This is a genomic window from Desemzia incerta, assembly GCF_900115825.1.
GTDB classification, from domain to species: Bacteria; Bacillota; Bacilli; order Lactobacillales; family Carnobacteriaceae; genus Desemzia; species Desemzia incerta.
In genome coordinates, this window is the sequence record NZ_FOXW01000003.1 from 213,059 (window position 1) to 239,918 (window position 26,860).

Below are 26,860 nucleotides of genomic sequence, written 5' to 3' on the forward strand. Positions count from 1 at the left end.
TCATTCTTTCCTTTCAAAACGATCGGCATCTCGTTCATTGAATTTTTTCATGATCGTATCAAACGATTCTGTTAAGTCAATATCTAAAGAATTGGCTAACGAAATCAACACGAACAATGTATCTCCTATTTCTTCTTTCACTTCTTTTGTTTCTTCTGAGGGTTTCTTTTGTTTTTCGCCATAATAGTGATTGATTTCTCTGGCCAATTCTCCCACTTCTTCTGTGAGTCGCGCCAATTGACCTAATGGAGAAAAATACCCTGTCTTGAATTGTTGGATATACTCATCCACTTCTTTTTGGATAGCTGAGAGACTTTTTTCCATTTCTTCTTCCTCGATTCTGTCAGTATTTAAATTAAACCCGCAACCATTATGCTGTGCTTTTTGTTACCAGTTTCAGTTTCTTCAAAATGGCGAACCTTTCCATTTTTATACTAGTCTATTTTCTCTTTTATTAACAGAAAAATCAAGAAGTTAACGTATATCTCTTTTGTCCCTCATAAAAGTACATGGTAGCTTCCAAAATCGTTTCATTATATAATAATAAATAATTTTATTTTATTGAGGAGGAACACTATGGAAGAAAAAGAAATTTTGTCGGCATTATCAGATAAAGGTTATCAAGCAGCCATCGGCCAAACCGTTATGGGAACTCTTCAACCTAAAGGGGCTTTGTTATCTCCGATGGCCAGAGCTACTAAAGTAAAAGTTCACTATTTAACCTTTAATGACGAACAAGAAATGATTGTATTGCCTTTATCCTTTTGGGGAAAGTTGGTTCCAGAAGAAATTTATGCTATTCCCCTGTCAGATGTTGCAAGTATCGCAATTAAAAATAGAGGCCTTTATTGTAAAATGGTCATCAAATATCACAATCACGCCTATAGAAAAAAAGATGTTTACCAAGTCAACAAATGGATTGCAAAACACCCGTGGCAAAAAACGAATGTTGCTGCAATTGTTGAAAGACTGCAAAAACAACTGGCTGTCTAGTGGTTTTTACATAACGCGAACTCACATTATATGGAGTTCGCTTTTCTTATATTCCGTTTTTTATATGAGAAAACACTTTTGAACTCGTATTGCTTCTTATAAAAAAAGAAGGTATTATCTTAAGGGTATCTATAAATTAACTGAAGAATCATCTATTTGGATACCCTAAGGAAAAATGATTTTCAGAAATAAGGAATGATAAAATGCAAATAAATAAGTTACATATACTAAAGAACCTCTTTTTAATCACTTTCGGGTGTGCTTTATTTGGATTTAGTTTAGTAAATATCAACATAGCTAATGACTTGGCAGAAGGCGGTTTTACGGGGATCACGTTGATTCTCAATAGTTTATTCGGAATCAATCCGGCCTATTCTACATTGATTTTAAACATCCCCATGATTTTTATCGGATGGAAATTATTGGGCAATCAGTCTTTGATTTACACTCTTTATGGAACAGTTATGTTGTCCTTTTTCTTAGATGTTTGGCAACGAGTCCCAGTAACGATTCCTATTGGAGATGACTTGCTGATTGCAGCTATACTTGCCGGATTAGGCGGCGGTATCGGAAGTGGGTTGATTTACCGAGCTGGAGGCACTACTGGAGGTTCTGATATCATTGCGCGTATTGCAGAAAAGAAATACGGTATTGCGATGGGGAAAACTTTATTGGCCTTTGATGTATTGGTTTTGGTGTTGTCTTTAACTTATATTGATTTACCTCACATGATGTATACTTTATTGAACTCATTTGTTTTTACTCGAATGGTAGATTTCATCCAAGATGGATCTTATTCTGGTCGAGGTGTGTTAGTGATTTCTGATAAAAGCAGCGCTATTGCCGATAATCTTCTAGCTGAATTGAATCGCGGTGTAACTTATATCAAAGCAGAAGGTGCTTATTCTAAAGAAGAAAAGAATATTTTGTATTGTGTGATGGGTGCTCATGAAATCGTACTAGCTAAAAATATCATCAATCAAACAGATCCCAATGCATTCATTTCGATTCTTTCAGTCCACGAAGTTTTAGGTGAAGGTTTTTCTTATGACCCGAAACCTAAGAATCGCTTGCTGAAAGCTAAAAAATAACTGCATAGCCAAAAAAGGTGCCGATTCTCGAAAAGAGAGTCGGCACCTTTTTGATTATAAATTAGTTTTCTTTTGATGGTTCAATAATTCTTTATCGATTTCTTTCAGCTTCGTAGAAAATTCAATAAACTCTTGACGGTTGCCGGATTCCAATGCTTCATCGATCAATTTCAGCATCACTTGTTTCTTTTCGCTTAAATTTAAATGGATGATGGCATGTTCAGCGTCTTTCTTCACGTCTTTAGGGATAGTATCATTCCATCTGTGGTAAGGGTTGTCTTCTAAAATAGCTAAATATTCCTCTGTTTTCCAGGGTTCTCTGAATACTAATTCGAGATACATATCTTCATGCCAATTGAGTCTGACTTCATGAAAAGCTTGCTCAGGGTCACTAAAAGACTTTCCGTCTTTGTAAAATAGAAAAGGTTCATTGTCCATTCCAACAGTCGACATCATGATCCCTCTAGGAGTAGTTTCCACATCCTCAACAAAATGAACCTTGTTCAACACAATATCGTGATTCAACAAGTAATTCAAAATCCACATAGATTCTCTTCTTTTTAGTTGATGACGATCTAAAAACCAGCCAATGAAGGATTTTTTTTCTTCTAAAGAAACTTGGATGTTCATAGGAAAACCCCCTTATACTCCCTTTAGCTTATTATACCCCAGGATGTTAATAGTTGCTATTTATTGACTCGTAGAAACTCAACATTTCTTCATCACTTGGTTCAATGAGCAAGTAGTCGCGCAAGACTTCTTTAATGAATACGCGGTCTCCTTCTTCTCTCAAATAGGAAATATAGTTCTTCAAGAACGAAGCATTCTGTTTGAAAGAAGGATAAGCTTTGGCAAAAGAGTTCCCTGCTGCTTCATATTCTTCCAGCCCTTCGTTAGCGATAGCCATATTCCAATAGAATTGTGGATCAACTTCATCTTCTGTTAAAGCATGTTGAATGATCTCAACAGTTTCTGAGAAACGTTCTTGCTTGTTCAATAAGTTGGTATACGCCAACAAGTAAGCTGCATTATCAGGGTCTAATTCGAGCGCTTTTTGATAATAACCTTCTGCGGCTTCTTCATCTTCTAGTTTAAGATAAATGTTTGCTCCTTGAACATACAGTTCAGGATTGAATTCATCATACTGTAATCCTTCCTGGATGACTTCTTGTGCTTTATCCAACCGAAGCTCTTCTTCCAACCCTTTAGCCAAATAAGGGTACACAGACGTATAACTCGGGTCCAATTCTTTTAATTTAAAGAATGCTTCATTCGCTCGTTGGTATTCTTTTTGCTGCATGTACGTGAAACCTAACTGGAATAGCGTGTCTACGTGCTCGCTTTCTTCTAAGCTTTGCTTCAAGTAGTTGATCGCTTCTTCAAAATCTCCCATGGCACTGTAAGCTCCGCCACATCGTGCAGACAAATTGATACCCGATAACTCATCGTATCCCTGTACCATTAAATCTTCATAACCTTTAATAGCTTGAGCGTATTTTCCCATCGAAAAGTGCAATTCTGCTAAAGCGAAAATAACAGCCGGTTCGTCTCCTACTACTTCTTTAGCTTGCAGCAATTTTTGCTCGCTGACTTCATACAGCCCTTGAACATAGTACAAGTCTGCCGACACCAATAGTGCTTGAGGATAAGCTTCACTTGTCTCTTCGATTTTTGCCAGCCAATCCATTGCTGATTCCATATCGCCTTCTTCAATAGCAATCTCTGCCAACCCAACTTTTAGTTCATCGTTTTCTGGATAAACTTCTAATAATTGCAAGTTGATTGCTTTCGTCTCTTCAATAAAACCTAGTTCATACAAGCTATCGCTTAAAAGATACAATTCTTCATCAGAATCGTGTTCCAAAGCTTGAGCAAATAAGAGATTGGCTTCTTCTAAATTTCCATCTTTTAAAGATTGAATCATTTTTTCTCCATATGACATCACAAAAAACCTCTTTCGCAGTACTACACAATTTTGTTAGTTCCCAGTTTAACACAGTTTAACAGAGAAAAACAGCTATCGCACCATGCGTCTGTATTTTTATTTGAGTTTAAAATAGCCCTTTTCCACATAAACGAGTCTGGTTCTAGAATTTGTTTTATTGATTTACTCTTATAGATAAATTTTGTTATTTTTTTAAATTAAAAACGGAAAATCCATCTATTTGCGTATATACTCACCTCAAAAAAAGGAGTATCTCAAAATGAAATAAATCAATTGGTATAGCACATAGTATTGGAGGAAGCATATATGAAGAAGTTAAAAGTTTTTTCTCTTGTTTTATTGTTTGCACTGTTTTTTATAGGGGTTAAGGATGTTAATGCAGCCAGCTCAGTCAAAGTTCATTTTCTAAATGTTGGTCAAGGTGACGCAATACTGGTTCAAACACCCAATGAGAATATTCTGATTGACGGTGGAGGAAAAAGCAAAGGACCAGATGTCGTTAAGTACTTGAAGAAAAACAAAGTCAATTCTCTTACTGCTGTAGTTGCAACTCACCCTGACGACGATCACATGGATGGTCTAACTCACGTGATTAAGAATATGAAAGTTGGTAAAGTGTATGCTCCAAATGTCAGTCATACTACCCAAGCATATAAAGACTTTTTAACAGCTGTTAAAAACAAAAAATTAAAAATTACTGCAGTCAAACAAGGTCTAGAGATTCCAACAAAAGCAAAAGATATTACCTTGAAATTCCTAGGTCCAGTCAAGTCGTATGCTAAAAGCGATTTAAACAACTGGAGTGCTGTGTTACATCTGAAACACAATAAAAAATCCTTCCTATTCACGGGAGATGCTGAAACAAAATCTGAAAATGATCTGTTGGCTAAAAAATTGATTTCTAAAGTAGATGTCCTAAAGGTTGCCCATCACGGTTCTAAATACTCTACGTCTGCTAAATTGTTAGATAAAGCAAAACCTACATATTCTGTCATCTCTGTAGGTAAAAATGGATACAAGCACCCTACTTCTGATGTTTTAAATCGTTTGAAAAAAGTGAAGTCAACCGTTTACCGTACGGATAAATCTGGCAACGTTATCTTCACTTCTAATGGTTCAAAAATAACAGTAAAGACGGTGAAATAAATGGAAAAAGGAATTATTGATCGCTTTGAAGACAACCTAGCTGTTGTAGAATTTGGCGAGGAAATGCGGGATATTCCTAGAAATGAGTTGCCTAAAAACGCTGAAGTTGGCGATATGCTGATTTTTGATGGTAAGTCGATTACTATTGATAAAGCCGGTACCGAGAAACTACGCGCTGAGATCGAAGAATTGATGAATGAACTGTTTGAAGAAGAATGAAAAAAATCCCTTGCTGAATTCCAGCAGGGGATTTTTTGCTCTATTAGTTAACTCTATGCAATCCAACTTTATTGAACAGCTAGAAAAAAGTTGTTTGTAAAAGAAGTGCTATATTTTTGCTATATTTAAATTTTAAACCACCCTATACATGACAAAAACCCCTGACGTATCAGGGGTTTTTAAGTACAGATTATTTAACTGCATCTTTAAGCGCTTTACCTGGTTTGAATGCAGGTACTTTGCTTGCATCGATTTGGATTTCTTCCCCTGTTTGAGGGTTACGTCCTTTACGAGCTGCGCGGTCACGTACTTCGAAGTTACCAAATCCGATGATTTGAACTTTTTCACCATCGCTTAGTAATTCTTGGATAGATCCGAAAACAGCGTCAACTGCTACAGTTGCTTGTTTTTTGTTAAGATCTGTTTTAGATACTACACTCTCGATTAATTGTGCTTTATTAGCCATTTATAATTTCACCTCCTCGAAAAGAAGAATCGATGTTCGTTTTTTATAAACATCCTAAGTCATTTTTGAGTGGTCCAAAAACAACAAGTAGTGAAATGAAAATTAGTTGATCTAAATGACATTTCATCTAAAAAGATATCACACAAATATTGATACTGCAATGTTTTTTAGTGATATTCAGCAATTTTCCCAAAGGTTTAATCAAAACTTGGGAAAAAGTTGAACTTCCATATCAACTGTGGTAAAATACCGAATTTTACTTTCTACGGCGCGTAATCAAGCGTATTGGAGTCCCTTCAAAACTAAAGGTATCTCGCAAACGATTTTCTAAATAACGAGCGTAAGAGAAATGCATCATTTCTGGTTCATTAACGAACACTACAAATGTAGGTGGTTTGGTAGCCACTTGAGTTGCATAGTAAATCTTCAGACGTTTTCCTTTGTCTGTAGGCGTCGGGTTCATAGCTACTGCATCCAAGATCACTTCGTTTAACGTAGATGATTGGATTCGCAATCTTTGGTTTTGGCTTACTCTGCTGATCAATTCTGGTAATTGGTGCAAGCGTTGTTTCGTTAAAGCAGAAACATAAATGATCGGAGCATAGCTCAAGTACGCGAATTCTTCACGGATATTATCCTCAAAAGTCTTCATCGTCTTTGTATCTTTCTCGATCGCATCCCACTTGTTCACTAAAATAATGATTCCTTTACCAGCTTCATGCGCGTATCCTGCAACCTTCTTATCTTGCTCTCTAATGCCTTCTTCAGCATTCAACACGCAAAGGACAACATCTGACCGTTCGATCGCTCTAAGGGCTCTTAAAACACTATATTTCTCTGTATTCTCATAGACCTTCCCTTTTTTACGAATCCCGGCAGTATCGATCATCACAAATTCTTCTCCGTCTTTAGACGTGAAAGAGGTATCGATCGCATCTCTTGTTGTTCCAGCTACATTAGAAACAATCACTCGTTCTTCTCCAAGAATGGCATTGACCAATGAAGATTTCCCAACATTCGGTCTTCCGATCAAGCTGAATTTAATGACTGAATCGTCGTATTCCTCTTCGCCTTCTTCTGGAAAATGCGTGATAGCTGCATCTAATAAGTCTCCCAATCCAATTCCATGACTTCCTGAAACTGGATACGGTTCTCCTAGTCCTAATGAATAGAAATCAAAAATATCCGATCTCATCTCTGGATTATCCACTTTGTTCACCGCTAATAACACCGGCTTATTGCTGCGGTATAAAATTTGAGCTACATTTTCATCAGCATCTGTGACACCTTCTCTTGCACTCGTAAGAAAAATGATCACGTCTGCTTCTTCAATAGCGATTTCTGCTTGCTGTCTAATCTGTTCTAAAAAGGGTTCGTCCCCTATATCAATTCCACCTGTATCAATCACATTAAATTCTTTTCCTAACCACTCTGCTGGAGAATATATCCGGTCACGGGTAACTCCTGCAATGTCTTCGACAATAGAAACACGTTCTCCGACAATACGGTTAAAAATTGTTGATTTTCCTACATTTGGACGACCAACAATGGCGATTACTGGTTTTGCCATGTTCTAGCCTCCTCTTTTTCTACTTTTGTACTCTTACTAGTTTAGTTTAATTTGTGCAAAGTTGCAAACAACATTTGCAATTTAACGCGTTGTTTACGTTTTTATTTTGTTTTTAGCCACAAAAAAGCATGTGGTCTCCATGGAAACCACATGCTCCTGTTGTTTATATGCTTGATTACTCTTTTGAATCTTCCTCTTCAGTTGAGATATCTGCCAATTGGTCTCCAATCAAGTCTCCTAAAGTAAAGCCTGTTTCCTCTTCAACTTCGGGAACTTCTTCAGCTCTTGGTTCTTGATGGATACGTTCAGGTTTCTCTTCTAGAGCTTTGATACTTAGTGATAAGCGTTGTTCTTCAGGGCTGACAGACAACACTTTCACTTTGATTTTTTCTCCAACTGTTAATACTTCATGCGGAGTCGCAATGTGATTGTGGGAAATTTGAGAAATGTGAACCAAACCTTCAACACCTGGGAATACTTCAATGAAAGCTCCAAAGCTTGTTAAACGTTTAACTTCACCTTCCAAGATCGCGCCTGCTGTAGCACGTTCTTCAATGTCATCCCATGGTCCAGGCAATGTTTCTTTGATAGATAAAGAAATACGGCCTTCTTCTTTATTTACAGAAAGAATTTTGACTTGTACTTCTTCTCCAACAGTCAATTCATCGCTAGGCTCATTGACATGGCCATATGAAATTTCAGAAATGTGAACCAAACCGTCCACTCCGCCAAGATCGATGAAAGCACCAAAGTTAGTCAAACGAGCTACTGTACCTGTAACCGTTTCTCCTTCAACTAAGTTAGCCAACACTTCTTCTTTCTTCGCTTCATTTTCTGCTTCTGCGACTGCTTTATGAGATAAAATCAAACGATTTTCGCTTGGTTCAATCTCAATGATCTTAAAGGTCATGGTTTTTCCTTTGTATTCTGAAAAGTCATCTACAAAGAAAACTTCTACCATAGAAGCTGGCACAAAACCGCGTACTCCAACATCTACAACAAGTCCGCCTTTAACAACGTTCGTTACTGGAGCCTCAATAATATTACCTTCTTCGTAATCTTTTTGGATTTTTTCCCAAACTTTTTTTGCCTCGATACGGCGTTTAGATAACAAATAGCTGCCGTTTTCTTTGTCTTTGCTCTCTTTGATCACGACAAGATCCATTTTATCGCCAACTTTGATCACGTCTGAAACATTTTCAAAAGGTGACGCTGACAATTCGTTGTGGGGAATAACGCCTTCTAATCCGCCGCCTAATCCCACGATTGCCTGTTTGTTTTCATCAATCGCTAAAACTTCACCTTCAACGATATCTCCAATGCTGATTTCCTCAACGTCTTTCATAACATCTGACATAGATTGTTGTTCTTCAACTTCATGTACATTCTCATTTTCTGTCATGTGGCATCCTCCTAATAACGAAATAAATCCTACACATATTATTTTACCTAATCATTAGTAAGAATGCCAATAAAAGAACTGTAATTTTGAAAAAAGATTACAATTAGATTAATTTTTGAATAATTTCTTTCATTCTACCTACTACTTCATCAATCGATAAACTGGTAGTATCCAGCAAAACTGCATCATCTGCTTGGACTAGAGGCGATACCTCACGATGAGAATCTTTATAATCGCGATCTTCGATTTCTTTTTGCAAGACTTCTAAAGGAGTTTCGATTCCTTTGCTGATATTTTCTTTGTATCTTCTTTCTGCTCTTTCTTTTGCACTAGCTACAAGGAAAATCTTTACCTCAGCATCCGGCAATACAGCCGTTCCAATATCTCTTCCATCCATAACGATGCCGCCTGCTTCTGCGATCACTTGTTGGCGGCGCACTAATTCTTCGCGAACGCCTTTATGAGCTGATACAGCTGAAACCGCATTTGTTACATCTGGTTGTCTGATGTCAGTCGTTACATTTTCACCATTTAAGAATACTTTTTGCTGATTTCCATCTGGTTCAAAAGTAATGTCCGTATCTTTTAAAAGAGCTACCAGTTTACTCTCGTCTTCTACATCTACGTCGTGTCTTAACGCTTGCAGTGTCAGAACTCTGTACATGGCTCCCGTATCACAGTAAATGTAATTTAAATCACTTGCTAAAATTTTTGCTACTGTACTTTTACCAGCGGAAGCCGGTCCATCTATCGCTATTCTCAACTTTTTATCCACTTAAGTTCCTTCTTTCTTCCAAAAAATGTCCTTGATCAGCAGTATAGCTGCCAAGCTGTTTTCTTTACTGAGCTTTGTACAGACCATTAGGTTGATTTGCACAAAAATAAAGAGCTGAGACGATGATCTCAACTCTTTAATGCTTCACTATTTTACCATTAGAACGGTACCTACTGCAACTTCATCTGTTGTCAAACCGTTTAAAGTTTTTAATTGATCTGTTGACATTCCATGATTTAACGCAATTCGGTATAAATTATCTCCTGGTTTTACAGTGTACGTCTTTGATGCGTCAGCAGGTTTAGATTCCGCAGCTTGAGAAGATTCAGTTGCTTCACTTTCTTCAACTGGTTTGGATTCGCTCTCCACTGCTTGAGAAGATTCTATTTCTTTAGAAGATTCGCTGGAAGCAGCTTGTGAACTTTCACTTTTTTCTTCAGCAGCTTCTGTTTCTTTGGATTCAGATTTAGATTCGCTGGATTCTTTTTCCGGTTGTTTTTCTTCACTGTTGTCGGCTTCATTTTCTTTTACGATTAAAGTTTCAGATTCAGATTCGGCTGCCGTAGTATCTTGGTCGTTATAGGTATACCATAAATAAACACCCGTTGGTAATATAATAAAAAGGGCTAAAAATATCCATAATGATTTCAATACAGGCGATATTGCTTTATCAGCTTTTTTTCTTTCAGTTCTAGAATAATTGCCGTTTGTATATCCCTCATCTTCGTCAAATTTGCGAGACCATAACTCATCCGCATCATTTGAATGACCTTTTTTCTTTCTGGCCATGTACATCCCTCTCCTTTCTAATTTCATGATTATTATAGCATAGGATCTCTGTCATTTCCTTATAAATTTTCCAACAAAAATAGGTCATTTAGCGTATTTTGCCACTCTTTTTTGAACTCTTTATGACTATTTACTTGATTTTCTTCACTGGTTTGATATTTTTCCAAGTCTAATCCGCACGAAGAACAGCAGATTTCCGGTTTCTGCGTTAACGTTTCTTCAAAATAATGCAGCAGCAACTCACGCTTGCACTCAGGAGACTGGATGTAATGAATCATAAAGTACAATTGATTCTGTTTTACTTTTCGCTGCAGCTCCATTTGCCTTTTGACCTCTTGCAGCGGCCGCTTCAATTCTATAAACGAACTCAATAATTGCTTGTGGCTATCTTCATTCGGAAACAAATCCAATTTAGACGGATCTCGATAAACCATTTCAATCACATCTTCACTCGGCAAAGCTTCCTCTTGAAAACGTTGATGGATATAGTGGTCTCCTTGCTCATAGAACAATAAAGCCACACTAGGCTGGCCATCTCGACCTGCTCTCCCGATTTCCTGCAAGTAAGCTTCAGGGCTGGCTGGCAAGTGATAATGGAATACAAATCGAATATTGTTTTTATTGATCCCCATACCAAACGCACTAGTTGCACAAATAACATCTATTGCCCCTTGGATAAATTGGTGCTGGATCTTGATTTTGTCTCCTGTTTCTAAACTAGAATGGTAGCTTTCTGCCGCCAACGAGGTCTGAGAACGAATCAATAAAGCAATCTCATCCGCCATTTTCTTACTCGAGAAATAAATGATCCCTGGTTTGCTGATTTTTTGCACCATTTCAATCACTAACTCATTCTTATGCGCATGATTCTCGCACTGGATCGTCCCCAACGAAATATTTGGCCGGTTCACCGAGTAAAGGATTTGGTGCGTATCATCCGGCAACAACTGTAAGCTCGTGAGAATCTCTTCTCTGACTCGCGGAGTTGCAGTAGCCGTCAACGCCATAGTCAAAGGATTTCCTAAAGCTTTTCTGATTTGACCTAAACTGGAATACTCTGGTCTGAAATCCATCCCCCATTGAGAAATACAATGCGCTTCATCGATCACGAACAAACTGATTGAAATGGTTTTTAAAGCTTCCAATACTTGAGGCTGCAACAACATCTCAGGCGACAAATAAATGAATTTGAATTGATGCAACTGTCTGAGTACTTGACGTTTATGATTTGGAGAGAGCAAACTGTTTAAAGCCACGACTCTTTTTTCTCCATTCATTTTCAATTGTTCTACTTGGTCTTGCATCAATGAAATCAAAGGAGAAACAATGATAGCCGTTCCATTGGTAGCATAGCCAGTCAGCTGATAACAGATGGATTTTCCAGTACCTGTCGGCAGCATAACTAGGGTATTCTTGCCAGATAAGGCAGCTCTTATCGTTTCTTCTTGCCCTTCTCTAAAGGTGTCATATCCAAATTTGAGCTTCAGCAACTCATGAATATCCACTTTACTATCCATTTTTTCTCCTCCTTTCAATCTGGATCAATCGAAACCACAAAAATTCCATTGCCGGAATTTTTTCCTGCATGTCTTTAAATGTGTATGCAGGATTTTCATTCATCAGGTCTTCTGCTATTTGGTAAATTTCTTTTGGAATAAAAGGTTTGATGTCTACCTTGGGAAACAGTATAACCCACTCAATAAGGTGTTCAGAGACCGTACTTTTTTTCAAGTTGCGCAAATTCGTAACTTGTTCCAATGAATACCCTTTTTGAATCAGCTGAATCGTTTCTTTAGCGCTTTTAGACAGACTGTTGTCATTTTGTTCCATGATTTCTTTCAGAATCGAATAGAACAAAGGAACTTCCGTTTGTTGTTTTGCTGTCAATTCCACCAGTTTGCTGAAGGTATCTGCTTCCCTCATACTAATTTCTAGTGCTTCTACAGACATCCGTTCCGCAAGCTGTTTTTTGGTCAATCCGACAATTTGATGCCCGGACATCGACTGAGCAATGACGATTGCATTCTCGCTTTCTAATTGAGACAGCAGCAATTTCCATTCTTGTCCAAATTTCACAGCAGATTCCTGCACATCAGAACGTTGCTGCTTTAACCACTGTTTGGCCCACTGCTGGATAGCGCCGTTTTTTTCTAACGGAATATACCGTGAGTTGTTGTGTCGGATTTCTGAAAAGATTTGCGTTAAAAAATAAACTTTTTTCTGAAATTCTTGGACTGCACGCCCATGAGTCATCCAACGCACTTTTGTGGGATAATAATGATGGGAAAAATACCGTTCTGCAGCCTCTTTGCCTTCAACAGTCTGTCGGTATTCGTCAATATCAGAATTAAAAGTTACATACCCGACAGACACTAATTGATCTAATCTTTGAAAAAAAGCGTGCCGCACGATAGTTGGAAAAAAGCCAAAAAAACAGTCCAAACTATAGTCTGCTGCACGATATAAAATAGAAGCTGTTTTTTTACCTTGTAATATATGAAAGACAGTAGACCCCTTTTTAGGCTGCTCAGTAGAAAACAGAGTCAGTATAAAATAATCTGTGTATGTAAGTGCCATATTTTTTTCCAGCCTTTACGTATTAAAAATTTCTGTTGCATGAACTTATAATTTTCTGTTCTTTACACTACTATACCAAAATTACAGATAAAATAGGCTTTTAAACAAAAAAAAACTAAAAACCGCTAAAAGCGATCTTTAGTTTCTCGTATGTTAAAAGTCTATTTGTTATTTTGCAGTGTTTAGTTTATATAACCCATTGCGTAAAAGCCAAGGTTTTAATTTTCCGAAAAGAACAATAAATACCACACTGATCAAAAACCCTTTAGCTAAATTGAACGGCAGTACCCCATATAGCACGTATTGCATCATTGGTCCTAAATCAAAGTTTAACACCCACATATAAAGTGGTGCAACAACGTAATAGTTCAGAACAGACAATACTGCAGTCAACGTCAGCGTACCAGCCACGCTGCCTAGGATCAAATTGTTTAAAGATGTTCCTTTCTTACGTACGACCCAGTAGAGCGGAAGCAAATAAGAGACTGACGCGACAAAACTTGTAAGGTCTCCGATTGGAAATCCAGCATCTCCACCCGTTTGTACATAATGTAAAAGACTTCGGATAAAGGCGATGGCGATACCACCAACCGGTCCATATAAGAACATGCCAATGATACTTGGCATATCACTAAAGTCTACTTTCAAAAAAGAGACTCCTGGTACGATGGGAAAAGAGAAATTAATCAATATAAAAGACATAGCGCCTAATATAGCGATCCCCACCATTTTCTTCGTGTTACTTGTAGATCTTGTTTGCATAAAAATCCTCCTAAAAGGATTCATCAGCATGAGCATCTTGCGGTTAAAGAGAATAGAAATAAAAAATGCTCCGTCTGCTTTTCTTCAGAATAGCAAACAGAGCATTGAATATATCACAATTCAAATAACCCCATCTTCTTTATCCAGACTTTACTGTCGGTACTGGAATTACACCAGTTCAACCAAACAAGACATTTGGCTCGTGGACTTTACCACCGGTCGGGAATTACACCCTGCCCCTGAAGACGAATCAATATTTTATTTTTTTATTCACTTATGATTATACGACAGTCGTCATTAAAAAACAAGCTTTTACTTACTTTTTATTCGTTTAAAAAATCATTGTCCATAATTTGTTCTTTTTCATCAATATACGGCATGTGCACAATGAAACTAGTACCTACATCCATTTCACTTTTCACTTCGACGTAACCACTGTGAGCTTCAACAATATTTTTCACGAGCGATAATCCTATCCCCGTTCCAATTCGATTGTCTCTTTGAGAAGCTCTGGACTTGTCTGCTTTATAGAAACGCTCAAAAACAAATGGCACATCTTCTTCTGGAATCCCAGTCCCGTTGTCTTGCACTTCCATCAACACTTCGTCAACGATAGTGTCCAAATAGACACTAATTTTCACTTGACCTTCTTCTCTGTCAGCCATAATAGTATGACGAATAGCGTTGTTGATCAGATTAACAAAGACTTGGTCCATTTTATCTCTATCCATAAAGTAATTTTCCAGTGTGGGCTGTATTTCTAAACTCAATGTTACATTCCCATTGGAAGCCATAGTACTGAAGCGTGAAAATAATTGGTTGAAAAACTTCGATAAGCTCACCTTAGTTTTTTCAAGAGTAATATACCCAGACTCTACACGAGATAAATCCAACATTTCATTTACCATGCGGTTCATTCGACGTGATTCTTCTCCAATAATTTTAGCCATTTCATGTTTTTCTTCCACTGTTTCTGCAACATCATCTACGATTGCTTCACTATACCCTTGGATCATAACTAATGGTGTTCTCAGCTCATGAGATACATTATTGATAAAGTCGACTCTCATCGTATCTAATCGTCTCTCTTGAGTCACATCTTGCACAGAAACCAGAACTCCACGCACATTCTCAATCGTTTCATCAAATAAAGGAATGATATAAACTTCATAATAAAAGTCGTTGGCAGAATGCTTGAAATGAATCTTTTCTGAATTGGAAATCACTTCTTGGATTTTTTCCTCTAAGAATTGAGGAACACGTACATCTTCTGGAAGATACCCTTGCTCAGAATTTTCTAAAAATTCTTCTCCGCTCGGATTCGACATCAGCAAGGTTTTATCTTGATTGTAGTACAAGATTCCTGTGGTGATATTTGTAACGATGTTTTCCAACAATTCTTTCTCTTGACGTGTTGCAGCACCGCTGGTTTCAAGTGAACGAGCCATTTTGTTCATTGCTAGTCCTAATTGCGATAACTCATCTTTATGTCGGACTTGAGCTTTACGACTAAAATCATTTGTTGCATAATCAAAAGCAATATCTCGCAGCTCTGTGATAGGTTCGCCTAAGCGTTTTTTCAAAAAATAAAACAACCAGACACCCACTATCAAATAAAGGATGACGATGATGATGATCCAATCTCTAAAATTGCTTTGCAGCTCATTCAAGAAAAGCAGGTCCCCAAATGATATCAGCAACATTCCCTCTCCGGCTGCTTCAAATTTGAACAACCGCATAATAAAGGGTGTGAATATTTGATTTTCTTGACGGATCGTCTTCACCACTTGAGCATTCTCTCTAGCTTGTAAACTAGACAATACATCTGGATCCTTGATTACTTTTGTTTGAAAAGATGTTAAATCTTCCTCTAAGTCTACTTGACTGGCCAAATCTTCATCTAAAAAAACTCTGTATTCTATATGATTTGTGGCAATATTTATACTATCCAGCTGCTCTAAAAAAGATTCTGAATCGGTTTCTGCATAACCCTCAACTTGTTGGATTGTTTTTTCAAATTCACGAATATAACTTTGCTCTAGGTCCTGATTATATAAGGAACGGAAAGCCAAAATACAAGTGAAGAAAAACAATCCAATGATCCCCATAATGATCATCCATATTTTTGCAGATATGTTAGTGACTTTCATTGACTGATCGACCTACTTTTCTGATTCCTCAGGATAAGCATTGAATTTATACCCTAATCCCCAAACAGTTACGATATTTTTAGAGGCTTCTTTAGATTGTTTAGCCAATTTTTCTCTTAAACGCTTGATATGGGTATCAACTGTTCTTAAATCCCAAAAGAATTCGTATTTCCACACTTCTCGTAATAACTGTTCTCTACCAAAGATTTGATTTGGAGACTTCATTAAGAATAGCAAGAGGTCGTATTCTTTTGGTGTAAGACTGATGACTGATTTGTCTACAAAAACAGTATGGGAACGGTTATCTACTTCAATATGAGGAGTCGATATAACGTCCGCATCTTCTTCCCCTTTTTTCTCTGTGTGAGTTCGTTTTAGAACTGCACTTACTCTCAGTACAACTTCTCTAGGGCTAAAAGGCTTCACAATATAATCATCTGCTCCGATCTCGAACCCTTGAATACGATTCGTTTCTTCTCCCTTAGCAGTTATCATCATGATAGGTGTGGTTTTTTCTTCCCTTAACTTTTCTGCTACTTCGATACCATCCATTTTAGGCATCATCAAATCCAATAGAATCAAATCATAATCCTCTTCTAAAGCCATCTTTAATGCTTCTTCTCCATCATTTGCTTCAGAAACAATGTAATCCTCACGTTCAAGGTACATTTTCAATAATCTTCGGATACGGTCTTCGTCATCAACTACAAGTATATTTACTGTTTCGTTCTTCATTATTCATTACACCCTTTCACATCACAAGTGTATACTTTACTGATTTTATTATACAAAACACTTTGTCTTTTAAGCAACTTATCCGCTTTCTTCCCATGTCGTACACACTTTTCCATATTGTCAGATTATTCTGTTTTTATAGCATAAAATTATCATAACATAACTTCGACACAATATGTTCAAAAAAAGCACCCCTTTTTTGAATAAGCTCAAAAAAAAGGTACTATGATATTTTTCTAATCTTTAGCTAACTGCTTTAATTGCTGAATCTCAAAATGTTTTAATTCGCGCCATTCTCCTGAAGCTAACCCAGCAATGGTCAAATTCCCATAAACTTCGCGAGTTAGTTTTTGAACCGGATGTCCAACAGCTTCAAACATTTTCTTTACTTGTCGATTTCTACCCTCATGAAGAGTGATTTGCACAATAGACGTTCCTTTTTCTGCGTTAACAGACAGCAATTTTGTTTTTGCCGGAGCTGTTTTACGGCCTTCAATAACGATTCCTTTTTCTAAAAGACGCAACGTTTTTTTCAAGACAACACCTTTGACTTTAGCCACATATACTTTTTCGATCTCGTGTTTAGGGTGCATCAGCAATTGTGAAAGTTCCCCATCATTGGTTAAGATAAGTGCTCCTGTTGTGTCATAATCTAATCTGCCTACAGGGTAGATTCTTTGTTCAATTCCCATAAATAGATCCGTGACTACAGGTCTGCCTTTATCATCTGAAACAGCTGTAATCATATTTCTTGGTTTGTTCAGTAAGAAATAAACCGGTTCTTCGCGGTCTATCGGAATATTATCGACCTCGATACGATCATTTGAGTTTACTTGAACGCCTAACTCTGTCACTACTTTACCATTAACCTTAACACGACCTTGAGTAATTAACGTTTCACATTTACGTCTCGAATCTACTCCAGCATGAGCCATGACTTTTTGTAATCTTTCCATACTTATCCACTCCTTATTTATCTGCATCTCGCCAAAGCGAGCACTGTTGTTTCTCAGCCTATTCGTTAGCGCCCAAAGATACGGCGCTCTTATAAACGTTCGAACGGTTTATTTATAGTTGACTTCCCGCTTCATTGAACTGCTCACTAAAGCGTTCAAAAAACAGATCAGTTTCTTTTTCTTCATTTTCCACTCCAAGTTCAGAAATATCAGGTAAATCGCCTAATTCTTTTAAGCCGAAATAATCCATGAAATATTCTGTCGTTCCATAAAGAATTGGTCTTCCAGGTGTTTCCACGCGGCCTTTTTCTTGCACCAATCCTCTTAACACCAATTTTTGGAGGGAGCCGCTGGATTGTACTCCGCGGATCTCATCGATTTCCATTCGAGTGATGGGTTGTTTATAAGCTACGATAGCCAGAGTCTCCAAAGCTGCTTGGGATAAATTAGTTGCATAAGGAGAGGCAGCATATTTTTTGATGACTGCTGAATAGTCCTTTTTGGTCGCCAATTCAAATCGATTCCCTACTTCAAGTAAGGTCAACCCACTGTCTCTAGATTTATACTTTTGCTGCAATTTCATCAATGCAGCATAAACTTCTTGAGTTGTGCTTTCTAACAAAGAAGCTGCTTCTTCTAAAGATAATCCCTCATCACCAGCGACAAAAAGTAACGCTTCAATAGTTGCTTCATCCATGTATACTCTCTCCTACTTTTTCTTCCATTACAGAAAAAAGAACAATTTCATCAAAGGCTTTTTCTTGCTTGATATCGATTTCTTTCTGCTTCATCAATTCTAACAAAGCTAAGAACGTTACGACAACTTCATTTCTATTGACTGTCTCAAATAATTCAGAAAATAATACCGGTGTCTGACGTGATGCAGACTGAATTTTGGTCATAATAGTCTGCATCTTGTCTTCCATCGTGATATCGTCTGACACGATCTTAGTCTGTACCGGTTCTTTCAATTTTTTCTTAGACAACATCTCTTGAAAGGCGAGGACCAAATCGATCACACTGACTTTTTCGGGTTCTAATTCAATGTCTTCTTGGTACTCTTCTAAATTACTAGGATCTTTCGTGAAATATTGACTTCTTTCTTCTTCTTTATTTTTCAATACACTAGCAGCTTGCTTGTATTGTTTGTATTCCAGTAATTGATCTATTAAAGCATCTCTAGGATCGATTCCCTCTTCATAAAACTCTTCTACTTCAGTGAGTTCTGGTTTAGGCAGCAGCATGTCGCTCTTAATAGCCATCAACGTGGCTGCCATGACTAAATAGTCTCCAGCAACGTCCAATTCAAGAATTTTCATGGTCTGAATATAGGCAAGGTATTGAGAAGTGATTTCTGCAATAGGAATATTGTAAACATCCACTTCCAAATGCTGAATCAAATGCAATAATAGATCCAGAGGTCCCTCAAAAACATCAATTTTTATATTGATTTCTGACATTGACGGCGTCCTCCTTACAACTGTTCTTTGTTGTTCTTTTCAATTTCCCATTTGGAGACGATTTGTCCAGTCTCCAATGTGCTGATGATTTTTTTATCAGGATATGTTTCTTCTAAAGCATTTAATATATCAAAACTGATTCCTTCATTACGATAGGAAGGATTAATAGCAATATGACGAAGCAACACCATTTCGCCACCAACTTCTACTCCAATTACCCCAATAAAATCATTTGTTTCTTCACTTGTCCATAAATAAAGATGGCGGTTTTCCTCTCGTTCATACCATTCCATTTCGTCATTCAATCGTTGAATGTCTTTTAGATCTGGCACAAATGAAAGAAGACCCATTGTGATTTTTTCGTAACTTTTTTTATAAACGACTAGCATAATTATCCTCCTGTAGACTTAAAATCGTTCGTTAAGCAAGATTTTGAGTCTAACATTCTTATGATCTTACTCAGCATTGATCGATTGATCTAAACGCAGCATATCTGCATAAGTCTCACGCTTAATAGCCAAGAAATCTTTTCCGTTTTCTACAAAAACAACAGGCGGACGCGGAATACGATTGTAATTGCTGGCCATAGCGTATCCATAAGCCCCTGTGCTGAAAATCGCTAGAATATCTTTTGATTCGGCTTTAGGTAATGGAAGATCCCAAATCAGCATATCTCCGGATTCGCAAGCTTTTCCAGCAATCGAATAAGTTTCTTCAGTTGCATCATTCGCTCTGTTAGCTAAAATACCTGTATATTTTGCATCGTATAGAGCCGGGCGAATGTTATCCGCCATTCCACCGTCTACCGCCAAATACTGTCTGACATCCGGTATTTTTTTCTGCGAACCAATTTGATACAACGTGACTCCAGCATCCCCAACTAAACTTCTGCCCGGCTCGATCCAAATCTCCGGCATTGATAGCTGCAGCTCTTTTATGCTGGATTCTACACTTTCAATAATGGCTGTTGTATGCTCTTCAATCGCCAACGGTTCATCTTCGGGGATGTAGCGAATACCAAATCCCCCACCCAAATTCAATACTTTCAATTCAAACCCAAAATCCTCTTGCCATTGTTTAGCTTGTTTTAACAGCGTTTCGATAGCCATTGTAAAACCTTCAGTTTCAAAGATTTGCGAACCGATATGACTATGCAACCCAAGCAACTCAATGTAAGGCATGCCGGCAATCGACTGCAAAGCTTTCTGGGCTTGACCACTGTTCAAATCAAAACCAAATTTTGAATCCACTTGTCCAGTTGAAATGTACTCATGAGTGTGTGCTTCTACACCTGGAGTTACACGAATCAACACGTTGATCATTTGTTCGCGCTCGCGAGATAAACGATCCAGCATCTCCAACTCGTAAAAATTATCCACTACAAAACAGCCGATTTGGTAATCTAAAGCAGCTTCTATTTCACTTTCCGATTTGTTGTTTCCATGAAAATGGATCCGTTGACTTGGAAAGCCTGCTTGAATGGCTGTATATAATTCTCCACCTGACACGACATCCAACGAAACATCTTCTTTAGCTAAGATCTGGTACAAAGCTAAACTAGAAAAAGCTTTGCTTGCATAGGCCACTTGAGCTTTTACATTTTTTTGTTTAAAGGTTTTCTTGAATTTATCTGCTTGTTCTTTTACTCGAGCTATATCATAAACGTAAACAGGAGTACCATACTTTTGAACTAAATCTACAGTATCCACTCCGCCGATTTCCAAATGATTTTTAGCATTGATCTTCATTGTTCCTGTCAACATACGTTCATTCATCGTCATTATACTCCCCACTCCATAATATACTTTAGATACTGTATCATAATAAATCATTTTTCACAACGGCATCCTCTATGTAACGCTTATCCTTCCATAATCCAGCAGAAAAATCAGCAAGGTGCCAGACCAGTTGGAGTTTGGTCTAACACCTTGCCCTTTGGGTTATTTTAATGAAGAATTACATTTGAGCTAAGATCATTTTGACAAATGATTTGAATGTTTCTTTTACTCTTGTAGTTGTTTCTACTACTTCTTCGTGGTTCAAGTTCGCTTGCATTCCTGCAGCTAAGTTGGTAATACAAGAAACACCAACAACTTTCATCCCCGCATGGTTCGCTACGATAACTTCCGGAACGGTAGACATTCCTACTGCATCAGCACCAAGAGTCCGCGCCATTCTCACTTCAGCTGGAGTTTCATATGTAGGACCAGAGAATCCCATATAAACGCCTTCTTTTAAGTCAAGACCGCTTTCTTTTGCCACTTTACGAACGATTTCTTGATAACTTTCATCGTATGCATGACTCATATCTGCAAAACGCGGACCCATATTTTCATCGTTCGGTCCATGTAATGGGTTAACGCCCGTAAAGTTGATTTGATCAGTGATCATCATCAAATCTCCTGGTGTGAATTCCGTATTTACACCGCCTGCAGCATTCGTTACCACTACTGAATGGATACCCAATTCTTTCATTACGCGTACTGGGAAAGTTACTTCTTCTAAAGAATAGCCTTCATAATAATGGAATCTGCCTTGCATAGCCAACACTTTTTGTCCACCTAGTGTACCGTACACCAATTGACCAGCATGTCCTACAACAGTAGACACAGGAAAATGAGGAATCGTTCCGTAAGGGATAGCGATCGGATTTTCTACTTCTTCTCCTAATTCTCCTAATCCTGAACCTAAGATCAACCCAATATCCACTTGTTGAACTCCTTGTTCTTTAATGAAAGCTGCTGCTTGAGTAATGCGTTCTTGTAATAGTTGTGTCATGTTGTCCTCCTGAAATAAGTTTTATTTTAATTGATCTAAAAAACTTTCTCCGAAACCGGTACTTGGAACATCAAAAATGTCTGCGATCGTTGTTCCGATATCTGCAAAGTGACCTTGTTTCAATTCGCCATTCTGTTTCATGGAAGGAGAATAAGCTAACAGCGGCACATATTCACGTGTATGATCTGTACCAGGAGCTGTAGGGTCATTCCCATGGTCTGCAGTAATCAACAGCAGATCGTCTTCTTTTAACTTGCCTAGAATTTCTTCAATTCGTTGGTCAAAATCTTCTATCGCTTCAGCGTATCCTTTTACATCACGACGATGGCCGTATAATGCATCAAAATCTACTAAGTTTAAGAAACTCAATCCATTGAAGTCTTTATCCATGACTTTCAATAGTTGGTCTACGCCATCCATATTGCTTTTTGTACGGACAGATTCAGTCAATCCTTGTCCATTATAGATGTCGTTGATTTTACCAATAGCAATAACGTCTTTTCCAGCCTCTTTCAAAGAGTCTAAAACTGTTTTTCCGAATGGATCAAGAGCGTAATCGTGACGATTAGCTGTTCGAGTAAAGTTGCCTGGTTCTCCTAAGTATGGACGAGCAATGATTCTTCCAATCATATAAGGGTCATCTAAAGTGATTTCTCTTACGTACTCGCAAATGCTGTATAATTCTTCTAATGGAATAATTTCTTCGTGAGCAGCAATCTGTAGTACGGGATCTGCTGATGTATAAACGATCAAATCTCCTGTTTTCATTTGATGTTCTCCATACTCATCGATAATACCTGTACCGCTGGCAGGTTTATTCCCTACGATCTTACGTCCAGTGTGTTGTTCGATTTTTTGGATCAAATCATCTGGAAATCCATCTGGAAAAACTCTAAACGGAGATTGGATATTCAACCCCATAATTTCCCAGTGACCTGTCATTGTATCTTTTCCTACCGAAACTTCTTCCAATTTCGTGTAGTATCCTAAATGATCAGATACGTTGTTTACACCTTTCAAAGAACGGATATTCCCTAATCCTAATTTTTCTAAGTGAGGAATAGTCAATCCTGCCTCTTCAGCAATATGACCTAGCGTATCGCTACCAACGTCGTTAAATTTTTCCGCATCTGGAGCCTCGCCAATACCCACTGAATCCATTACTATCAAATGTACTCGTTTATAGCCCAAAATTATTCCTCCTTATCATTTTTACTAACACTTTAATTATAGTAGAAAACAGCTAAAATATCGAGGGATTTATTTCCCCTAAGCTCTTGGATGGTAAGTTTTGTAAACCTTTGCCATTCGCTGTTTAGTAATATGCGTGTATATCTGAGTAGTCGAAATATCCGAGTGTCCCAACAACTCTTGCACCACCCTCAGATCAGCTCCATTTTCTAATAAATGAGTAGCAAATGAATGCCGCAAAGTATGCGGAGTTACTTCTTTTTCAATACCAGCTTTTTTGACTAAAGCCCCCAAGTTTTTCCATATCCCTTGGCGTGTCAGCTTTCTGCCATGGTGATTCAAAAATAGATATGGGCTTCTTTTACTTGGCTTTTCCAGTTTATTTCGGCTGTATTTCAAATAATTCTCAATCCATTTGATAGCTAAATCCCCAATTGGAATGATGCGCTCTTTATCACCTTTTCCAATCGTTTGAATCAAACCTAATGACAAATGCAAATCATCCATCTTCAATTCTGTCAACTCAGTGACCCGCAACCCAGTAGCGTACATGACTTCTAGTATTGCTCTGTCCCTTAATCCGAGTATTTCATTAGTATTCGGTGTTTCAATCAATTTCTCGACTTCCGTCATCGATAATACTTTAGGCAAGTGATGTGCTTTTTTAGGCGTATCGATATGCAGCATAGGATCTACGCTTGAACGTTGTTCTTGTTTTAAATATTGATGAAACTTCCTAAGACTTGAGACCATTCGAATAACTGTTGCAGATGATTTCTTCGTTTCTTTCAACTCTTGCATGAATGATAAAATGGTGTAACGATCGATTTTTTCCCAATCCCTCAGCTCATTTTTTTCCAAATAAACTAGGTACTGATTTAAATCTCTTTTGTAACTTTCAATGGTATTATCCGCCAGTCCGCGTTCAATTTGCAAGTAGCGAATATACTCTTCTAAATCTTCTTTCATTCAAAACCCGCTCCAATCTATGTCAAACGGCTCTTTAATGGTTCTTTTTCAATAGAGAAATTTACTTATTTTCTTGATTTGGTGATTCTACTAAACGTGTTTCTCCATCCACTTGAACCACTTTACGCTGTTTTAGCAAGTTTCCTAAAGCGCGTTTGAATTGACCTTTACTGATTCCAAAATATGTTTTAATTTCCTCAGGCGAACTTTTATCTGTATAAGGGAAGCTGCCGTTTTTAGAACGTTCTAAAATAGCCAGTAACATCGCTGCATCGTCTGGGATAGCTTCATGTGCTCTAGGTCTTAACGAAATATTTACTGTTCCTTCTTGTCCAATACCAATGACACGACCAGATATCTCTTCCCCTAATCTAGGTTCTATATCTCGTTGCGATGGATGGATAAACCCTAAATGCTGACCATCTGTTAATACATATGTTCCAACAATTTTCAAACGGTAAGCAATACCCTTGATGTCTTTGTTAACAAGATCTTCAGGTGCTTTTTTAGCAATATCTTCAAAGAATTCTTCACTTGCTAATTGTCCCCACATTCTATCCTTTTCGTCCACTCGAATAGTTACCATCAATTGGTCACCTTTTTTAGGCCACAATGATTTCTCAGTTGGCAATTCATCTAAAGAAACAACTATCTCTTTATCTGGCAATCCAATATCAACAAATACTCCTAAATCTCTGCGGACATCTATTACTTTGCTTAAAGCGTAATCACCTACTTGGATTCTTGGAATGTCTTGAGTCATTTTCAGAGATTTGTCTTGACCTATATAAGCGAACCCTTCTACTGCATCGCCAAGTTTATAATCGGTTGTGTCGCTCTTAGGCAATTCATAAGTTACCCCATTTTTTTGAATGAAATACGCTTTTTCATTGATATCTGTCACGATACCTGTAATAACAGTTCCTAGTGATTGATTCATTTTTCTGCACTCCTTTAAATACTTTTTAGTCATTACTTAGTTTACCATAATTTTATTATGTGAAATAGTCTTTTATACGAAGAAAACTCTCAGAAAATAATCTCTGAGAGTTTTCTTTCGATTGAATATACCATTAGATAGCAGCAGTTGCTCCGCGGTAAACAATGCCACGACGAGAGTCTACTGTGATCAATTCGTCATCTGCAATAGCGCTAGTAGCATTTTCTGCTCCAACGATTACAGGAATTCCCATAGCAATTCCGATAACTGCAGCATGACTAGTCATACCACCATCTTCAACAATGATAGCCGCAGCTTTTTCGATTGCAGGCAAGTAGTCTTTGTCAGTAGTTTTTGTTACTAAAACGCAACCTTCTACACTTTTCACGTTAGCTTCTTGAGCGTTTGTCGCTACTACAGCTTTTCCAATAACTGACTCGCTGCCGATACCTTGGCCGCTGATCAATTTTGAACCAATCATTTGAATTTTCATCAAGTTTGTTGTTCCGCGTTCTCCAACTGGAACACCAGCAGTAATGATGATCAAGTCGCCTTCTTTAGCATAGCCTTTTTCTTGAGCAATACCAGTAGCTAAATTGAACATGTCATCTGTTGATTCTGGTTTTTCTGCAACTGTAGGGTATACTCCCCACGATAAAGCTAGACCGCGCATAGTTCTTTCAGAGAAAGTAACAGCTACGATAGTTGATTTAGGACGGTATTTAGAGATCATTCTCGCTGTATGTCCAGATTCAGTTGCAGCCACAATTGTATCAATGTTCAAGTTACGAGCAGTGTGTCCAACAGATTGTCCAATAGCTTCTGTCATATCGCCTTGATCGTAAGCTCTTAATGTGAATGAATCTTGGTTTACTAAAGCTTCTTCAGTACGTGTAGCAATACGAGCCATTGTTTGAACAGCTTCTACTGGGTAATCACCAGCAGCTGTTTCACCTGATAACATGATTGCGTCTGTTCCGTCAAAGATAGCATTGGCAACGTCACTTGCTTCTGCACGTGTCGGACGAGGATTGCTTTGCATTGAATCCAACATTTGAGTAGCAGTGATAACCGGTTTACCTAATTTATTACATTTTTTGATTAAGTCTTTTTGAGCGATAGGAACTTCCTCTGTAGGAATTTCTACTCCAAGGTCTCCACGAGCAACCATTAAACCGTCTGAAACTTTTAAGATTTCGTCAATGTTGTCTACGCCTTCTTGGTTTTCGATTTTAGGAATGATTTGAACATGAGTCATGTTTTCTTCTTCTAAGATTTGAGTGATCTCTAAAACGTCAGAAGCACGACGAACAAAACTTGCAGCAATATAGTCAACATCATTTTGTAAACCAAAACGGATGTCAGCAGCATCTTTATCAGTGATTCCTGGAAGGTTAACAGATACTCCCGGAACGTTTACACCTTTTTTGTTTTTCAATGTTCCTGGGTTTTGAACAGTTGTTACGATTTCTTGGTTTTCCATGTCTAGATCAGTTACCAATAAATCAATCAAACCATCATCTAATAAAATGTGAGATCCAGGATGTACGTCATTGATCAATTCTGAGTAAGAAACAGAGAATTTCTCTTTTGTTCCTTCAACTTCATTCATCGCTACACGTACTACATCGCCTGAAGTAAATTGAATTTTACCATCTTTCATGTTATGAGTACGGATTTCTGGGCCTTTAGTATCTAATAAGATCGCAACCATTTTCCCAGTAATTTTTGAAGCTTCACGGATGTTTTGGATACGAGCACCATGCTCTTCGAAATCACCATGCGAGAAATTTAAACGAGCAACGTTCATTCCTGCGTCGATCATTTTTACTAAAGTTTCCACCGACTCACTTGCCGGTCCAATGGTACATACAATTTTTGTCTTTTTCATTCTTCAAAACTCCTAACATTTTGGTTTAACTTTTATATTTTATGCACACAATAAT

At 37.7% G+C, this 26,860-nt stretch carries 27 protein-coding genes and 1 riboswitch; of the genes, 4 read left to right on the top strand and 23 right to left on the bottom strand.

All coding sequences use genetic code 11. The features are described from left to right. Window positions 1-324: a nucleotide pyrophosphohydrolase gene (locus BM137_RS05200; RefSeq protein WP_092480102.1), complete on the bottom strand. Its 324-nt coding sequence runs from the start codon at window positions 322-324 to the stop codon at window positions 1-3. Window positions 325-576: 252 nt separating this feature from the next. Here BM137_RS05200 and BM137_RS05205 point away from each other — a divergent pair, with 252 nt between their 5' ends. Continuing rightward, window positions 577-993, top strand: a complete 417-nt coding sequence (locus BM137_RS05205) for a hypothetical protein (RefSeq protein ID WP_092480103.1) — start codon at window positions 577-579, stop codon at window positions 991-993. A 203-nt stretch (window positions 994-1,196) separates the two neighbouring features. Then, window positions 1,197-2,084 (top strand): YitT family protein, encoded by an 888-nt coding sequence (locus BM137_RS05210; protein WP_092480104.1) that lies wholly within the window; start codon window positions 1,197-1,199, stop codon window positions 2,082-2,084. A 54-nt stretch (window positions 2,085-2,138) separates the two neighbouring features. Here BM137_RS05210 and BM137_RS05215 read toward each other — a convergent pair whose 3' ends face one another. Both BM137_RS05215 and BM137_RS05220 read right to left on the bottom strand, forming a co-directional pair. After that, window positions 2,139-2,714 (bottom strand): ReoY family proteolytic degradation factor, encoded by a 576-nt coding sequence (locus BM137_RS05215; protein WP_092480105.1) that lies wholly within the window; start codon window positions 2,712-2,714, stop codon window positions 2,139-2,141. Window positions 2,715-2,760: 46 nt separating this feature from the next. Then, entirely contained in the window at window positions 2,761-4,026 is a 1,266-nt protein-coding gene (locus BM137_RS05220) for a tetratricopeptide repeat protein (protein ID WP_092480106.1), read from the bottom strand. A gap of 309 nt (window positions 4,027-4,335) precedes the next feature. Here BM137_RS05220 and BM137_RS05225 point away from each other — a divergent pair, with 309 nt between their 5' ends. Together BM137_RS05225 and BM137_RS05230 are read left to right on the top strand one after the other, a co-directional pair. Then, window positions 4,336-5,175, top strand: coding sequence for a ComEC/Rec2 family competence protein (locus BM137_RS05225; RefSeq protein WP_092480107.1), 840 nt, complete (start codon window positions 4,336-4,338; stop codon window positions 5,173-5,175). Then, window positions 5,176-5,394: a DUF3006 domain-containing protein gene (locus tag BM137_RS05230; RefSeq protein WP_092480108.1), complete on the top strand. Its 219-nt coding sequence runs from the start codon at window positions 5,176-5,178 to the stop codon at window positions 5,392-5,394. Window positions 5,395-5,584: 190 nt separating this feature from the next. Here BM137_RS05230 and BM137_RS05235 read toward each other — a convergent pair whose 3' ends face one another. The 20 genes from BM137_RS05235 to pyk all read right to left on the bottom strand — a co-directional run bounded on the left by BM137_RS05235 (window position 5,585) and on the right by pyk (window position 26,805). Continuing rightward, window positions 5,585-5,860 (bottom strand): HU family DNA-binding protein, encoded by a 276-nt coding sequence (locus BM137_RS05235; protein ID WP_092480109.1) that lies wholly within the window; start codon window positions 5,858-5,860, stop codon window positions 5,585-5,587. A gap of 256 nt (window positions 5,861-6,116) precedes the next feature. Beyond that, on the bottom strand, window positions 6,117-7,430 hold the full coding sequence (gene der, locus BM137_RS05240; RefSeq protein WP_092480110.1) for a ribosome biogenesis GTPase Der: 1,314 nt from the start codon (window positions 7,428-7,430) through the stop codon (window positions 6,117-6,119). A 175-nt stretch (window positions 7,431-7,605) separates the two neighbouring features. Further along, complete coding sequence (rpsA, locus tag BM137_RS05245) at window positions 7,606-8,832, bottom strand: 30S ribosomal protein S1 (RefSeq protein WP_092480111.1); 1,227 nt, start codon at window positions 8,830-8,832, stop codon at window positions 7,606-7,608. A 103-nt stretch (window positions 8,833-8,935) separates the two neighbouring features. Further along, the gene (gene cmk / locus BM137_RS05250; protein WP_092480112.1) at window positions 8,936-9,607 is read right to left on the bottom strand and encodes a (d)CMP kinase; all 672 of its coding nucleotides are present in this window, start codon (window positions 9,605-9,607) and stop codon (window positions 8,936-8,938) included. A 147-nt stretch (window positions 9,608-9,754) separates the two neighbouring features. Then, window positions 9,755-10,396 carry a LysM peptidoglycan-binding domain-containing protein gene (locus BM137_RS05255; RefSeq protein WP_092480113.1) on the bottom strand — a complete coding sequence of 214 codons (642 nt, stop codon included), beginning with the start codon at window positions 10,394-10,396 and terminating at the stop codon, window positions 9,755-9,757. Window positions 10,397-10,455: 59 nt separating this feature from the next. Next, window positions 10,456-11,913, bottom strand: a complete 1,458-nt coding sequence (locus BM137_RS05260) for a RecQ family ATP-dependent DNA helicase (protein ID WP_092480114.1) — start codon at window positions 11,911-11,913, stop codon at window positions 10,456-10,458. Then, window positions 11,906-12,973 (bottom strand): YpbB family protein, encoded by a 1,068-nt coding sequence (locus BM137_RS05265; RefSeq protein WP_092480115.1) that lies wholly within the window; start codon window positions 12,971-12,973, stop codon window positions 11,906-11,908. The genes BM137_RS05260 and BM137_RS05265 overlap by 8 nt, the downstream gene beginning before the upstream one ends. 168 nt (window positions 12,974-13,141) lie before the next feature. Beyond that, window positions 13,142-13,735 (bottom strand): ECF transporter S component, encoded by a 594-nt coding sequence (locus tag BM137_RS05270; RefSeq protein ID WP_092480116.1) that lies wholly within the window; start codon window positions 13,733-13,735, stop codon window positions 13,142-13,144. 128 nt (window positions 13,736-13,863) lie between these two features. Then, window positions 13,864-13,986, bottom strand: a riboswitch (FMN riboswitch). A 72-nt stretch (window positions 13,987-14,058) separates the two neighbouring features. Next, complete coding sequence (locus BM137_RS05275; RefSeq protein ID WP_244887655.1) at window positions 14,059-15,885, bottom strand: sensor histidine kinase; 1,827 nt, start codon at window positions 15,883-15,885, stop codon at window positions 14,059-14,061. Between the two features lie 12 nt (window positions 15,886-15,897). After that, window positions 15,898-16,620, bottom strand: a complete 723-nt coding sequence (locus BM137_RS05280) for a response regulator transcription factor (RefSeq protein WP_092480118.1) — start codon at window positions 16,618-16,620, stop codon at window positions 15,898-15,900. 236 nt (window positions 16,621-16,856) lie between these two features. Next, window positions 16,857-17,576 (bottom strand): pseudouridine synthase, encoded by a 720-nt coding sequence (locus BM137_RS05285; RefSeq protein ID WP_092480119.1) that lies wholly within the window; start codon window positions 17,574-17,576, stop codon window positions 16,857-16,859. A gap of 112 nt (window positions 17,577-17,688) precedes the next feature. Next, window positions 17,689-18,273, bottom strand: a complete 585-nt coding sequence (scpB, locus tag BM137_RS05290; protein WP_092480120.1) for an SMC-Scp complex subunit ScpB — start codon at window positions 18,271-18,273, stop codon at window positions 17,689-17,691. Then, entirely contained in the window at window positions 18,266-19,036 is a 771-nt protein-coding gene (locus tag BM137_RS05295) for a segregation/condensation protein A (protein ID WP_092480121.1), read from the bottom strand. Before BM137_RS05295 ends, scpB begins: the two co-directional genes overlap by 8 nt. 14 nt (window positions 19,037-19,050) lie before the next feature. Beyond that, window positions 19,051-19,425, bottom strand: a complete 375-nt coding sequence (locus BM137_RS05300; RefSeq protein WP_092480122.1) for a GNAT family N-acetyltransferase — start codon at window positions 19,423-19,425, stop codon at window positions 19,051-19,053. 66 nt (window positions 19,426-19,491) lie between these two features. Then, window positions 19,492-20,811 carry a diaminopimelate decarboxylase gene (gene lysA / locus BM137_RS05305; RefSeq protein ID WP_092480207.1) on the bottom strand — a complete coding sequence of 440 codons (1,320 nt, stop codon included), beginning with the start codon at window positions 20,809-20,811 and terminating at the stop codon, window positions 19,492-19,494. 181 nt (window positions 20,812-20,992) lie between these two features. Continuing rightward, on the bottom strand, window positions 20,993-21,814 hold the full coding sequence (locus BM137_RS05310; RefSeq protein ID WP_092480123.1) for a purine-nucleoside phosphorylase: 822 nt from the start codon (window positions 21,812-21,814) through the stop codon (window positions 20,993-20,995). A gap of 21 nt (window positions 21,815-21,835) precedes the next feature. Then, on the bottom strand, window positions 21,836-23,005 hold the full coding sequence (gene deoB, locus BM137_RS05315) for a phosphopentomutase (RefSeq protein ID WP_092480124.1): 1,170 nt from the start codon (window positions 23,003-23,005) through the stop codon (window positions 21,836-21,838). 78 nt (window positions 23,006-23,083) lie between these two features. After that, a complete protein-coding gene (gene xerD, locus BM137_RS05320; RefSeq protein ID WP_092480125.1) occupies window positions 23,084-23,974 on the bottom strand; it encodes a site-specific tyrosine recombinase XerD in 891 nt (296 codons plus the stop codon). Window positions 23,975-24,035: 61 nt separating this feature from the next. Then, window positions 24,036-24,914 (bottom strand): CvfB family protein, encoded by an 879-nt coding sequence (locus BM137_RS05325; RefSeq protein ID WP_092480126.1) that lies wholly within the window; start codon window positions 24,912-24,914, stop codon window positions 24,036-24,038. A 133-nt stretch (window positions 24,915-25,047) separates the two neighbouring features. Further along, on the bottom strand, window positions 25,048-26,805 hold the full coding sequence (pyk, locus tag BM137_RS05330; RefSeq protein WP_092480127.1) for a pyruvate kinase: 1,758 nt from the start codon (window positions 26,803-26,805) through the stop codon (window positions 25,048-25,050). Window positions 26,806-26,860: the final 55 nt, after the last annotated feature.